The sequence below is a fragment of the Aggregatibacter actinomycetemcomitans DSM 8324 genome (assembly GCF_000372365.1).
Classification (GTDB): domain Bacteria; phylum Pseudomonadota; class Gammaproteobacteria; order Enterobacterales; family Pasteurellaceae; genus Aggregatibacter; species Aggregatibacter actinomycetemcomitans.
Genome location: NZ_AQUU01000019.1, coordinates 20,665 through 33,027, shown reverse-complemented (window position 1 = coordinate 33,027; position 12,363 = coordinate 20,665). Strand labels below are relative to the sequence as shown.

The 12,363-nt window shown below is 40.6% G+C and carries 22 protein-coding genes and 1 pseudogene; 15 read left to right on the top strand and 8 right to left on the bottom strand.

Annotated features, from left to right (window positions below; genetic code table 11):
- Positions 1-80: 80 nt before the first annotated feature.
- The 5 genes and pseudogenes from A3CS_RS0110005 to A3CS_RS1000000111930 all read right to left on the bottom strand — a co-directional run bounded on the left by A3CS_RS0110005 (position 81) and on the right by A3CS_RS1000000111930 (position 1,328).
- Positions 81-494: a hypothetical protein gene (locus A3CS_RS0110005; protein WP_019518460.1), complete on the bottom strand. Its 414-nt coding sequence runs from the start codon at positions 492-494 to the stop codon at positions 81-83.
- Positions 494-673: a hypothetical protein gene (locus A3CS_RS0110000; RefSeq protein WP_019518459.1), complete on the bottom strand. Its 180-nt coding sequence runs from the start codon at positions 671-673 to the stop codon at positions 494-496. Before A3CS_RS0110000 ends, A3CS_RS0110005 begins: the two co-directional genes overlap by 1 nt.
- Before the next feature lie 152 nt (positions 674-825).
- Positions 826-1,014 (bottom strand): DUF2513 domain-containing protein, encoded by a 189-nt coding sequence (locus A3CS_RS1000000111935; protein WP_019518458.1) that lies wholly within the window; start codon positions 1,012-1,014, stop codon positions 826-828.
- Entirely contained in the window at positions 996-1,133 is a 138-nt protein-coding gene (locus A3CS_RS1000000112070) for a hypothetical protein (RefSeq protein WP_167555040.1), read from the bottom strand. Before A3CS_RS1000000112070 ends, A3CS_RS1000000111935 begins: the two co-directional genes overlap by 19 nt.
- A 104-nt stretch (positions 1,134-1,237) precedes the next feature.
- Positions 1,238-1,328, bottom strand: a pseudogene (locus A3CS_RS1000000111930).
- A gap of 371 nt (positions 1,329-1,699) precedes the next feature.
- Between A3CS_RS1000000111930 and A3CS_RS0109985 the strand changes: the two are divergent.
- Positions 1,700-2,224, top strand: a complete 525-nt coding sequence (locus A3CS_RS0109985) for a hypothetical protein (RefSeq protein WP_019518457.1) — start codon at positions 1,700-1,702, stop codon at positions 2,222-2,224.
- A gap of 355 nt (positions 2,225-2,579) precedes the next feature.
- On the opposite strand, the gene A3CS_RS0109980 is transcribed toward A3CS_RS0109985, so the two are convergent.
- The 3 genes from A3CS_RS0109980 to A3CS_RS0109970 are packed head-to-tail and all read right to left on the bottom strand — an operon-like array spanning position 2,580 to position 4,683.
- Positions 2,580-3,014: a hypothetical protein gene (locus tag A3CS_RS0109980; RefSeq protein WP_019518456.1), complete on the bottom strand. Its 435-nt coding sequence runs from the start codon at positions 3,012-3,014 to the stop codon at positions 2,580-2,582.
- Positions 3,015-3,021: 7 nt separating this feature from the next.
- Positions 3,022-3,909 (bottom strand): hypothetical protein, encoded by an 888-nt coding sequence (locus A3CS_RS0109975; RefSeq protein WP_015971223.1) that lies wholly within the window; start codon positions 3,907-3,909, stop codon positions 3,022-3,024.
- Positions 3,910-3,966: 57 nt separating this feature from the next.
- Entirely contained in the window at positions 3,967-4,683 is a 717-nt protein-coding gene (locus A3CS_RS0109970) for an XRE family transcriptional regulator (RefSeq protein ID WP_015971224.1), read from the bottom strand.
- 109 nt (positions 4,684-4,792) lie between these two features.
- On the opposite strand from A3CS_RS0109970, the gene A3CS_RS0109965 reads away from it, so the two are divergent.
- From A3CS_RS0109965 to A3CS_RS0109900, 14 genes are all read left to right on the top strand, one after another.
- Positions 4,793-4,981 carry a transcriptional regulator gene (locus A3CS_RS0109965; protein WP_015971225.1) on the top strand — a complete coding sequence of 63 codons (189 nt, stop codon included), beginning with the start codon at positions 4,793-4,795 and terminating at the stop codon, positions 4,979-4,981.
- A gap of 20 nt (positions 4,982-5,001) precedes the next feature.
- Positions 5,002-5,298: a hypothetical protein gene (locus A3CS_RS0109960; protein ID WP_026161203.1), complete on the top strand. Its 297-nt coding sequence runs from the start codon at positions 5,002-5,004 to the stop codon at positions 5,296-5,298.
- Positions 5,299-5,349: 51 nt separating this feature from the next.
- Positions 5,350-6,069, top strand: a complete 720-nt coding sequence (locus tag A3CS_RS0109955) for a phage antirepressor KilAC domain-containing protein (RefSeq protein ID WP_015971227.1) — start codon at positions 5,350-5,352, stop codon at positions 6,067-6,069.
- Entirely contained in the window at positions 6,069-6,227 is a 159-nt protein-coding gene (locus A3CS_RS1000000112065; protein WP_015971228.1) for a hypothetical protein, read from the top strand. The genes A3CS_RS0109955 and A3CS_RS1000000112065 overlap by 1 nt, the downstream gene beginning before the upstream one ends.
- Complete coding sequence (locus tag A3CS_RS0109945; RefSeq protein ID WP_019518455.1) at positions 6,224-7,024, top strand: hypothetical protein; 801 nt, start codon at positions 6,224-6,226, stop codon at positions 7,022-7,024. Before A3CS_RS1000000112065 ends, A3CS_RS0109945 begins: the two co-directional genes overlap by 4 nt.
- A complete protein-coding gene (locus tag A3CS_RS0109940; protein ID WP_015971230.1) occupies positions 7,024-8,481 on the top strand; it encodes a replicative DNA helicase in 1,458 nt (485 codons plus the stop codon). Before A3CS_RS0109945 ends, A3CS_RS0109940 begins: the two co-directional genes overlap by 1 nt.
- 2 nt (positions 8,482-8,483) lie before the next feature.
- Positions 8,484-8,978, top strand: coding sequence for a DNA N-6-adenine-methyltransferase (locus tag A3CS_RS0109935; protein ID WP_015971231.1), 495 nt, complete (start codon positions 8,484-8,486; stop codon positions 8,976-8,978).
- Positions 8,979-9,056: 78 nt separating this feature from the next.
- A complete protein-coding gene (locus A3CS_RS0109930) occupies positions 9,057-9,482 on the top strand; it encodes a recombination protein NinB (protein ID WP_026161202.1) in 426 nt (141 codons plus the stop codon).
- Positions 9,479-9,706 carry a hypothetical protein gene (locus tag A3CS_RS0109925; protein WP_019518453.1) on the top strand — a complete coding sequence of 76 codons (228 nt, stop codon included), beginning with the start codon at positions 9,479-9,481 and terminating at the stop codon, positions 9,704-9,706. The genes A3CS_RS0109930 and A3CS_RS0109925 overlap by 4 nt, the downstream gene beginning before the upstream one ends.
- Positions 9,706-9,885: a GTP-binding protein gene (locus tag A3CS_RS1000000112590; RefSeq protein WP_015971234.1), complete on the top strand. Its 180-nt coding sequence runs from the start codon at positions 9,706-9,708 to the stop codon at positions 9,883-9,885. Before A3CS_RS0109925 ends, A3CS_RS1000000112590 begins: the two co-directional genes overlap by 1 nt.
- Entirely contained in the window at positions 9,872-10,075 is a 204-nt protein-coding gene (locus tag A3CS_RS0109915; RefSeq protein ID WP_016024007.1) for a hypothetical protein, read from the top strand. The genes A3CS_RS1000000112590 and A3CS_RS0109915 overlap by 14 nt, the downstream gene beginning before the upstream one ends.
- Positions 10,075-10,644, top strand: coding sequence for a recombination protein NinG (locus A3CS_RS0109910; protein ID WP_015971235.1), 570 nt, complete (start codon positions 10,075-10,077; stop codon positions 10,642-10,644). The genes A3CS_RS0109915 and A3CS_RS0109910 overlap by 1 nt, the downstream gene beginning before the upstream one ends.
- Entirely contained in the window at positions 10,644-11,015 is a 372-nt protein-coding gene (locus tag A3CS_RS0109905) for an antiterminator Q family protein (protein WP_015971236.1), read from the top strand. Before A3CS_RS0109910 ends, A3CS_RS0109905 begins: the two co-directional genes overlap by 1 nt.
- Positions 11,016-11,304: 289 nt before the next feature.
- Complete coding sequence (locus tag A3CS_RS0109900) at positions 11,305-12,201, top strand: phage repressor protein/antirepressor Ant (RefSeq protein WP_015971237.1); 897 nt, start codon at positions 11,305-11,307, stop codon at positions 12,199-12,201.
- The last annotated feature ends 162 nt before the right edge of the window (positions 12,202-12,363 follow it).

Genomic DNA, 12,363 nt, shown 5'->3' with positions numbered 1-12,363 from the left:
TTATATTCAATCCTGTGGTTATCGTAGTGTGAAGTGGGGCGGTTGTCAAATAAAAAAGCCCTGACTTTCAGGGCCTATGGTTATTCGTCTTTTGTTCTATTTTGCTGTTCTAAGATTTGTGCTTTTCCGCGATTAATTCCGGCAAAATAACCCAAAAGCACTGCGCCACTAATTTCAATAATGCGAATCGCAATATCGGATTTATCGAGATACATAGCGATGCCAATAATGAATGTAAACAATACACCTAAAACACCCCATAGCCAGTATTTGCCTATTTGGGTTTTTAGGAATACATCCCCGCGTTTTAATTCAACTTTTTCTTGAGATGCAATTGAAGCTAATGCGACTTCTTGATTTAGCTTTGTCTCTTCTTTCCGGATCGCAAGTTCATCACGCTTAACGGCGACTTCTTGCTGCTGAATCGCAAAAAATTCTTTAATAAATTCATCTTTATTTTCAATTTGTTGCGGTAGGTTGTTATCGTTATTCATTACACAAGCACCGGCATTTTATATTTCACTAAAAATTTTCCAAAACCCGGTTTCCCAATTTGTGGCGGGATAAATTTAACCTGTTCAATGTTGTTGCATTGTTGGTTAAATTTTGCGTCTTTTAGATATTCTTGTGGTGAAAGATAACGTTGTTTTGTGGGTGTTTTAAATGTTTTCATCTGTGCTCCTGTTATTCTTTAGACTAAAAAAGCCTACTCAAGTTTCCTTGGTAAGCTGTCAATTTCTCTAAATATTGCAAAGAACAAAATGATTACTGTCACTAATCTTTATGTGCGGTTATCTTAGTCTGATGGGAGCGGTGTTGTCAATACTATGGCAACATTGAGCCAATTAACGCGGTGGCGACTTGTTTTATCACATCAAAAGATAAATCAAGGCTTTTGCTTTGCACCGTTGATTTTACTTTGTTCCAAACGCTATCGTTGCGGATTTTGTCTAGGAATTCGTGACCTTGCCAAGTGAGCGATAATGCCGCATAACTTACATCACTGCCGAACATACACTCTCAGCCAATTCACTTGGTGTTAAATTTGTATTTTTAGCAGCACTTTCTAATACAGCCTGTTTGATCAATCCTTTATCTCTTTCAGATAGGCTGTTTTCTTTTTTTTCTTCCATTTTTTAACCTCTTTAGTTTTATGTTTGCCATTTCAAAGCGCACTCTGTCTTGCATTCGTGTTTCCGCGCGCTTGGATTCAGTCTCTGCCGAATGCGCTTTAAAGTGGCGGCCATGGCTGGATTCGAACCAACATCTACCCCAGATAAAGAGCCTTTATCTTAAGCTGGGGCTACTTTCCTTAAAGCTACATGGCCGTTACCGTCTCTCCGGTAGTCACGCACCTATCGCGGCGTTGGCGGGTATTAACCGATCCGTGGGCTTGTTTGCCGTTTCCCCGACCGAACTCATATCCTCTTTGGGATTGCTTAGAGACATAAACAGCGCTGCCCTTGATTCGCCAACCACCTCTTTTCGGTTAAACACGCGACACAGTTTTCTGCTTGGGGGTTACTCGACTTAAATCAGCCGATAATTTATATCCCGCATGAGACCAAATTGTCTAAAATTCAAAACAGGTTACTGATGAGTGCCTTTCTTTATGCTTGTAAGGCTCAAGCCCTCTTGTATGCGACTACAGCGAGGAATATAATGCTCTCTGCGACTACAATTTAATCAGAGGAACATCATGGAAGAGTACGCCAAGTTACTTAACACCATACTTACCAAGGTAGTTTTTAATCACATGACCATGTTCTTCGTTTTCTTGTTTGTTGGCTTTACGTTCATTCCTACCGAATTAACGCTGTATCTCAATGCCAAAACCCCGGCATTCTTTCCTGATTGGTTTACGCTTGCCAATTTTGGATCGTTAGTTTTCGGCTTTGTTGCAACTATGATTTGGATTCTTAGCAGTAATGCGATTAAATCGCTCATCAACAAAACCCGATGCTCAATTAAGGCAAATTCCGAGCAAGCAAAATTGCTTGAGTTATTACCTACTCTTTCCGGCACAGAAAAAGAAATTCTTGCACTTTCTTGCTTAGGTGAACAAATTTGGCGAGACGATTTCAAAACCAAAATTGCCATTGAAAAACTGCTAGAGCTAAAGCTCATTTCCTATGGCTGGGTATCTAATCGATATGAAGTTAATCCGCTTATTCGTCCAAGTTTAATTTCTGAACTGGATAAGCTAGCCAATACCCATCAATAACCTGTTTCAAATTTTTAAAGAGCGACTCAAAGTGTTTTGCTTTGATGTGGTTATTCTACTCAAAGTAGAGATTATTGCAACTAAAAATTGCATAAAAGTAGAGATATTTTCTATTTAAAGTAGTAAGTGTTTGATTTTTAATTGAATTTATTTTTGATTAATTGCCGAATTTGTGAGCTGAATCACAAAAAAAGAGTAGATGAGAGTGGGATTTTAAAAAGTGCAGTCGGCGTTTAGCACAAAATTGAGAAGAAAGGGCAAAATTGGACAGATGAACTTGTTCAGTGAACAAAATAAAGTGCGGTAGGAATTGCAGGTAAAAGAAAACCGCCTGAGGGCGGTTATACTAGGATTGTTATTTTAGGTTTATAAATGTAAGAGTTAATCGCCTAAACATATCTGTTGTTAGCATGAGTAGGTTGTACATAAAAACCGTAGATGTAATGAGTAATGTATAGCTTAATAACTCACCTGACAACAACGACCCCGCATAACTCAATACACTTGTAAAACTAAATCCAATGAGTAGATATTTCAAATGTATGAGTATTTCTTGATACATACCGTTATCTCTCATTTTTTTAATGAGGGAATGTTCTGTAATGCTTACCAATATGGCGATAACAGCAAAGATGAACCCAATAAGAGTGATTGATGATGTAAATAAATCACTCATCAAATCTCTTAGCTCATCTTTTTTGAACCTCTCTAAGAAATCGTAATACCAAATTACAGTATGTGCTGTGATCGCTAAAATTCCAGATATAGGTTTATAATATTCGATTTTCATTGGGTATCTATTGGATGTATTTTTCCAACAGTTTAGCATAAGACGATTTTAGTGTGCGAATATTATTAAAAATATAGGATTCTCCAGATGTCCCATTCTCGGCTAGGGAAACAGTAAATTGCGCCTTTAAAACATCTGAAAAAAGATCTATTGGCTCATCAATATCTTCTAGTTTAATTTTGCATTTTCTTGCGTGTGGATTATCTAGAATAGACTCGACCATTTCTTTTAATTTACTTTTGTTCAGTCCTGCTGCGGATTTTGTAGATAATTTTGCCGTGAATGTTCCGGCATTACAATCCTCCATTAAAGCAAATTGAGACTGCTCCCATTTAGGTTCTTTCTCATCAGGCTTATACTTATAACGAGGCTTAGCGAGTTTGTATTCAACATAGCTTGGTTTTTGTTTCAGAATGTTCTCCAAGTCAAAGTCATCTTTGCCAATAGGGTTGAAATACATACCTCCATCAAGATTTTCATTTCTTAGCAAGTTAAGTATATAAGATGAAAGATCGTGAATTCTACCGAATCTTGAATTTTGATATATCACAATCTCTGAACCGCTAGGCGAGGGATATGACATGAAATATGTTTTCTCAATAATCGCTTCGTTATCCGCAAAATGAAGAGGTTCTTCATCTCCAGTATCCATATTTCCCTTTGTTAGCAATTCGTTTCTGTAAGTAACAAAGTATCCTGATATTGTATTATTTAAATCTGAACATACTTTTACTCTATATGAATAATCATTAAATTCAACTAATGGTGTTATATATGTATGTTGGCCATTGCTGTATTTTCTTAAAAATTGAGTTAGATTTTTACTCGCCATTTTATCTGAGGCACATTCAGTGGAGTAAAAACGCATATAAAATGTTTTTGTTTTTTGCGCCATATTTTTCCCTTAGGACTTGGTTAGTTATTATAGATCAACAATATCTAGTGTTAGTTTCTATAGTAAAACTGAATACCAAAAAACTTTTCCAATGACTGATATATCTTGCATGTCTGCTATCTCATCCGGGTGTTCTTCACTGTTATAGCTGCGGATTTTTACTTGTTCGTTTGGCATATTGTAGAGTAGTTTAATGCGCAACAAGCCGCCGTGATTGATAGCGTATATCTTGCCGTCTCGGATTGTCTTATTGCCCAAATCAATTCCCACCGTTGTTCCATCAGGGATTACAGGCTCCATTGAGTTTCCATCAGCGACGACGCAGACCGCATTTTCATACTGCACCCCTTGTTTTCTAAGGGTTGCTTTGGAGAAACGCAGTTTGAAATTGTTATAGTCGGCAATGTCATCAGCAAATCCGTTCCCGGCGGCAAGGCGAATATCTTGATAAAACGGTACGGCGTATTCATCACTATTTAGTGGCGTGTTGCGATCCCATAAGTCAAAGGCACCTACCTCTCTCACATTTGATTTTATGCTTTCTGTTGATTGCCCTTGTTTTTCGGTTTCTTCACTCGCCCCATACTTTAAGTAAGCGGGACTGACGCCGAAATATACCGCCATTGCCTCTATCTTCGCATCTCTCGGCGTGGCAGTTCCTAACGTATATCTCCTAGCCATTTCATAAGTCACGCCCAAAGCGTCCTGTAAATCACGAATACTCTTGTTTTGTTGCGTCATAAGTTCGGCAAGTCTGCTCGCAAGTGTCGTCATATAAACTCCCATTTCTACTGTAGGTAGAAGATACATAAATAAAATAGTTGATTCAATTCTATTTTTAGTAGTAGAATTATGCTACTTTAAATAGATATGAGGGGTTAAAATGCTACCAATCGAAAAAGCTTACAAAATCGTGGGTGGGATTTCGGCTATGGCTCGTCATTTCAATCTTACTCCTTGGGCAGTTTCCAAGTGGCGTGAAAGAGTTCCGGCGGAACGTTGCGCAAAGATTGAAGAATTGACGCAAGGTAAAGTCAAGAAATCCGAATTGCGCCCTGATTTATGGAATTAATCTACCAACAGGCGATCGCAATGGCACGCAATAAACTCACCAGATCCGCAAAACCACTTTCGGATCGGGTTATGAACAAATACTGGAAACAGAAACAATGCGAGATTGCGGACGAGATGGAATGTTCGCCGTCCACGTTGAGCCGTTTTGTCAGCAATGAAGACGCTAATCAGGCGTTTAATTTTATTGCGGCAAATGGGTTTGATGTTTTCGATGTGAATTCTCACGTAGCAATTGAGAAATCAGAGTTGGAACTGCTTTTATTGGCGGCAAAAGGCTTTGACGACCGGTTGCGCGAGAAATATTTGGGCAAATAAAAACCACGGCTGCAACCGTGGCTAATTAATAAAGTGTTAAACGAGGTGATTATGGCAAATCTAATTCAGATTAGCAACAGCAAAATCAACAATTCCGAAGTTAAAACGGTAAACGCGAGAGAATTGCATTCATTCTTGGAAGTCTCAACGAGATTTTCAGACTGGATTCAAAGACGAATCTCAGAATATGAATTCGTTGAAAATCAAGACTTTGTAGTTTTACTCAAAAATGAGAAAAACCCTGTAGGGGGGCGACCATCAAGAGAAATCCATATATCCATTGATATGGCAAAAGAATTATCAATGGTTGAGCGCAACGAAAAAGGAAAACAAGCCAGACAATATTTTATTGAGATGGAAAAAGTGGCGAAATCTACTGATCCTATGGTGCTATTAAATGACCCGGTTTACTTGCGTGGCGCACTTGCAACGTACTCCGAAAGGGTGATCGAGCTTACCCCAAAAGCGGAGGCATTTGATCGTTTAGCAACCGCAACAGAAGGCGCAATGAATCTCACCAATGCGGCAAAACACTTACAAATGCAACCAAGAGCATTTAACCAGTTTTTATTTGCTCACGGATGGATTTATAAGCGCACCGTTGGATCTGCTTGGATTGCTTACCAAGATAAATTACAGCGCGGTTATTTAGAGCATAAAGCGCACCCTGTCACACAACCTGACGGGACGGAAAGAATTTACCCGCAAGTATTAGTAACGGCGAAGGGTCTTGCGAAATTATCAACAATGTTAAACAAGGCGGTGGCGTGATGAGTAACTTATTTGACCCCGAATATGTAAAAACGCTTAGCGAATTAGAGCGGTGGGAAAAATACGAAGAAGTAAAGCGTAATTTAAGAAATTCAAATGCCACCGTTGAAGAATGCGACAGAGTAACAGCTAAAGCGATTGAGGAATTGGAACTATGAAGCCATCAGAACTATTGAGAAACACAGGAAGATCTATTGCATACCGCCCTAATCTTGCCCGTTTATTTGGTGGCGTCGTAGCAGAGATTTTATTTGAGCAAATCTTTTATTGGCAAGACAAAGCCGATCCTGTTCTTGGTGTTTATAAAACTCAAGAAGATCTTGAATTTGAAACAGGATTGTCCCGCAAAGAGCAAGAAACCGCACGTAAATTATTACGTGAAAAAGGCGTTTTAATTGAAACTCACAAACGTTTAGAGCATAGACTTTATTACAAGATCGATCTCGATGCTTTAGATGCTTTATTAGCCACTTTAGGGAATGAGACAAAAGAACATTCCCGAATGCCCGAAAGTGACATTCGGGAAGAACCGAAAGTCGCATTCGTTAATACACTAGATTACAACACTAGATTACATACAAATACCCCCCTTACCCCCCTTACCCCCCTTACCCCCCAAGGGGAAGATTCGCCTAACGGCAAATCAAAAAATAATCACCTTGCTGAAAAAATTGATTATCAAGCGATCGCCGATGCTTGGAATCAAGTTAACGAAAATTCAGGTGGGCAATTACCGTTCGTGGAGAAAATCAATAACGACCGTAAACGCGATATTAAAAAATTTCTTGGGGAACTATCCAAACCAACGATTGAGTGTGTGAGAAATTATTTTGAGGCGTTTTTTGCGGCGGTAAAACCTCACCACCTTGGCGAGAACGATCGAGGTTGGCGAGCAAATTTTGATTTTGCGATTAAGCCAAGACAAGTTTTGAGAGTGCGCGAGGGAGCGCTGTGATGGAAAATTTAAAAATCGTCCCATACAACCTTGGCGCGGAACAATGCGTACTTGGCGCCCTGATGTTCGGAAGTTTGAGCAAAGACGCATTGGTGGTATTGGATTTTGTTAAGCCTGAAAGTTTTTATCGTTTTGAGCATCAACACATTTTCGCCGAAATCCAAGCATTGGCTAAAAACAATCAACCCATCGACCTGATGACCGTTGAAAGCCGCTTAAGCACCAAGGGCGTATTGGAACAAATCGGCGGGTTCGCTTACTTGGCGGAATTAGCCAATAACACTCCAAGCGCCGCGAATATCCGCGCTTACGCCGAAATCGTGAGAGAAGACGCAATCAAGCGTTTTACGATTGCGAAATTACAGGATTGTGAAGCGCTAATCTTGGCGCAAAACGACCTCAAGGCGGCAGACCGAATCGAAGCTATTAGCTGTGTGATGTCCGAAATTTCAGACTACAGCCGAACAGGAAAATCAAAGGGCTTGCGCAGTGGTCGTGATGTGGGAACTGATTGGCTTGATAAATACCAATTGCGCTTAGAACAACCAGAAAGCGTGCGTGGAATCTTAACCGGCATTAAAGCGCTTGATGAAGTGATCGGGTTGAAAGGGTTGGTTAAGCAGTCCCTTGTTGCGTTAGGTGCTCGTCCTAAATGCGGTAAAACGGCATTTTACTCCCTGATGGCGGAAAACTGCATTTTGAACGAGAAAAAGCCTGTGTTGCTGTTTAGCCTAGAAATGTCCGCGGAACAGATTTTTGAGCGTATGTTGGTTAAGCGCGCAAACATCAACGCAAATTCACTTTACGACACCGGGTTAAATGACGATGAGTTTTATCTCAAATACCACTTACACAAAGACACTGTAATGACGCGTGTAACGCAGTCTGTTGGAGAGTTGGTAAATGATGACTTGTTGTATGTTGATGACACTCCGAATGTCTCTATGTCCCACATACGCAGCGAATGCCGCCGAATTAAACGTGAGCGAGGAGATATTGGATTTATTGGTATTGACTACTTAACGCTGATGAAAGCCGAAAAAGCCGAGCGTAACGACTTAGCTTACGGGCAAGTTACCAAAGAATTAAAAAATCTTGCGCGTGAAATGGATTGTGTGGTTTTGCTTTTAACTCAACTGAATCGTGGGCTTGAAAGTCGCTCAGATAAACGACCAATGCCAAGTGACAGCCGTGATACAGGACAAATTGAACAAGAGTGTGATTACTGGTTGGGACTTTATAAAGAATCCGTTTACAACGAAAACGCCGACCCAAGTTTGACAGAAATTATCGTGCGATTAAATCGCCATGGTGGAACCGGTAAAGCCTATTGCGATCAGAAATTTGGTGCAATGTTTGAATGCGATCAATTAGACGCAGAAAGACGATCGCAAATCGGCAAAAAAGAAACAAAACAAGAAACAACAAGATTTTCAAAAGGGAATAAGGGATTTTAATCATGGCAGACTTTGACAAAGATACCTATCCAACATCATTTTCACTATTTAACCCGATTCATGCTGAATTTGGCTTCACGATTGATGGCGCCGCACTGCCCCACAACGCAAAACTTGAGCGATATGTAACGCCTGAAATGGATTACTTAACTTACCCGATACAAAACGAGCGTATTTTCATCAACCCGCCATTTAGTGATCCGTTAAGTTTTATCAAACGTTCCGTCGAACTGTTTGAAAATCACAACTGCTTAGTGGCTATGTTGTTGCCGGTTGATATAAGCACAAAATGGTTTGCTTTGGTGGCTGAAAAAGCAACGGAAATTAGATTTATCATCGGTGGCCGCGTGAAATTTTTAAATCCTGCAACGGGCAAGTACACAGATGTTTGCCGTGGGAATATGTTTGCAATCTTTAATCCGGCTCACAAAGGCATGAGCCAAGTTATCCGCAATGTTCATATCAACACCTTTAAAAATTTGGAGTGGCGGCAATGATTAGCAATGATTTTAAATGTCCTAAATGCGGCGCACCTCTTGAGGATTTATGGGATTGTCACCTTTAGGAATGATGCTATGAGTCAATACAAACCTTTTTTCTTGCGCGATCAACGCATTAAAAATAATTGCTTAGATTTAATCAAGGAACTGCCAACGGACGACAAAAAACCGTTGGTAGTCAAAATCCAACCGATGACGCGCAACCTTGAGCAAAACGCGAAGCTCCATGCGATGTTAAGCGATATTAGTAATCAATGCGAGTTCGGCGGAGAGAAGCGGGATATAAATACTTGGAAGATGATTTTTTGTTCCGCCCACCGAATCGCAACGGGAGACAAAGCAGAAATGGCAATTGGGCTTGAGGGCGAGGTGATTAATTTACGCGAATCTACCGCACAAATGAGCGTAAAGCACATGGCAAGTCTTATAGAGTACGTTACCGCATGGGGCGTAGCGAACGGGGTTAAATTTAACGACAGATGGGGATTTTACGGGAGATGAAATTTTTAACTATTTTTATTTTAATTGTTGTGAGTTGTTTTTGTATTGCAAACGTTACTGATGGTGCAACTGGTGTATTTTCCTTGGTTTTATGCTTTGTCAGTTTTATTTTTGGCGTGAATATCCATGCGGATATTGTCCGTGACAAAGCTAAAAATGGTGAGTTACTTGAAATAGGCAAGAAATATTACGCAATTAAATACGCTAAAGACAAGGTGGAGTGATGAGCAAAGAAAAATTTGAACGCACTAAGCCGGTTTTGAATGTCGGAATAATCGGACACGTCGACCACGGTAAAACGGAATTAGCAAAAGCGTTATTGAGACACCGTGAAAACTGGCGTAAATGGAGACAATCCGGCAATGCGAATTTAATTAATGGGGTGCGCAATGAACCAGATTAATTATTTTACGTTATTGGCTGTATTATCACTAATGCCTGTATTTTTACTGATTTGGTCGCTATTTTTCGCCGCTGATAAATACGCCAATAAGATTTTTGTTTATTGCCTTGTCGCTTGTGTTTTGGGCGGTTTTATGTGGGTAGCGGTCGGAATTGGGCTTGGATTGACCGCACTTGTTGGAGGTGCGTAATGCGGGTTAAATCGCTCAAGCCTAAAAAATGTAAATCATGCGGGGTGGAGTTTATCCCCACAAACTCACTACAAAAAGTTTGCTCGCCAAAATGCGCTATCGAATTAGCCCGAAAAAACGCACAGGAAGCGCATAGCAATGCTGAAAAGAAAAAACTAAAGGAACGTAAGGCTAAGTTAAAAGATTCTGATCGCGGTCACTGGTTGAGATTATTGCAAAGGGAGGTGAACAAATTTATTCGCCTGAGAGACAAAGGAAAACCTTGCATTGCCTGCGGCGCGCCATGGAAACCCAGCTTTCAGGCTTCCCACTTCATCCCGCAAGGCAGAAGCTCATTTTTACGATTCCACGAAGACAATATTCATTCCGGGTGCATTAGATGCAATCTGTTTGTTGGCGGTGGGAATATACACGGATATAGACCAAGACTGGTAGATAAGATTGGCTCCGAAAAAGTTGAGTGGCTTGAAGAAAATCAACACCAAACAAAAAAATGGGAAATAGCAGAGCTGAAAGAGATGATTAAGTTATATCGTGCAAAAATTAAAGCGTTAGAAGGAGCCAATTAATGCAGTATAGTGTAGAGAAAATTTTAGTCCGCTGGGGCAATTGCTGGGGGAGAGACCGTATTGGCACGGAATATCCAAGCGTAACGCCAAGCATACCTGTTTTACCGTCAGCTCCGCGTAAGGCATGGTTAAAACATTTGAGCGATGATGAATGTTTAAAAATTGAGGGCGCAATAATGGCATTGCATCGGGTGGATTTAGCGGCATATCAGGTTACGATGGCACTGTATGTGCAGCAACTCGGCGAAAAGGATATTACGCGCGCACTGGCAGTTTCCCCGGCTAAAATGTATCGCCTGCGCAACCGTGGTATCAGTTTTTTACAAGGTGCGTTTTCTATGCTGAAAATTAAGTATCATTATATTGGTTAAAATCGCAAAAGCCCCTTGACACCCGAGGGGGTTTTTTATTAGTATGTTTCCCAAGGTGTCGAAACCTTACAAACAGCGGAAATCCGCACCCGTCAGACAAGCGGTTTTTTTATGTCCAAAATTTAGAATGATTTCCTGCCATTAGAAATCGTTTTAAACACTCAATGTCGGGCGGGAGGAGAATACAATACCCGAAAGGGGAATAATCCCAGCCGTCTGTTTGCGGCTTTCGAACCGCCCGACACCCTATTTAGGGTCAATATCGAAAATAACAAACAGGAGACTTTCTATGTCTAATCAATCTCAATTATCCACATACAACTTCGAGTCACACACTATCCGCACTTTAGCTATTAATAATGAACCTTGGTTTATTGCTAAGGACGTTTGCGATGCAATAGGCATTGATAACAACCGTAAGGCGTTATTGGCATTAGATGAAGATGAAAAGGGTGTAACTTTAAGTAACACCCTTGGCGGAAAGCAAGAAATGAACATCATCAGCGAAAGCGGAATGTACACTTTAATTCTCCGCTGCCGTGACGCAGTGAAAAAAGGATCTGTGCCACACCGTTTTAGAAAATGGGTAACGGCAGAAGTGTTACCGGCAATTCGCAAAACGGGGAAATACGAAGCGAAAACCACGGTAGATGATCGCACAGGTTTACGCAATGCCGTGAATATGTTGGTGAGCAAGAAAGGGTTAATTTATTCCGAAGCCTACCATTTAATCCATCAGCGCTTCAATGTGGAATCAATCGAAGATTTAACCCTTGAGCAATTACCGCAGGCAGTAGAATATGTTCACAAGATAATTCTTGAGGGTGAATTAATTACTGATGTTGCTTTGCCGGAGCCAAAACCAAAAACCTACACCATCGAAATGACTGAAAACGATATTACCGTTTTACTCTGGTTATGGTTTATTTCCGTGCGTGTGATTGGCTCGCTCAAAATGTTGGTAAAACCACTTAAACTACTACAAGCACCAATTGCGCCGGAAGTTGTCAGCCAAGCAAACGAATATCCGTTTACGGTGGAACACGCCCGCCGAATCTTGCTCAAAATGAGTAAAGATTTAGAAGCTGATCCATGGCGCGATGATAATCTTTCTCGCGTGCTGCCGAAGATTCGAAACTTCAACGAATCGGATTTAGCCTATCCGGGCAATCGCCACGAAATATAAAACGCCGCAAAATCCGACCGCACTTTTGCAAAAAGTGATTGATTACTTGCAAGTGAAAGTATATCATTCTGTGTAAGTTGCGGTTTTAGCGCATAGCGAACGCACAAGGAATTATTTACAAGCCCTGATCGGAAACGGTCGGGTTTTTTATTGGGTAAAATA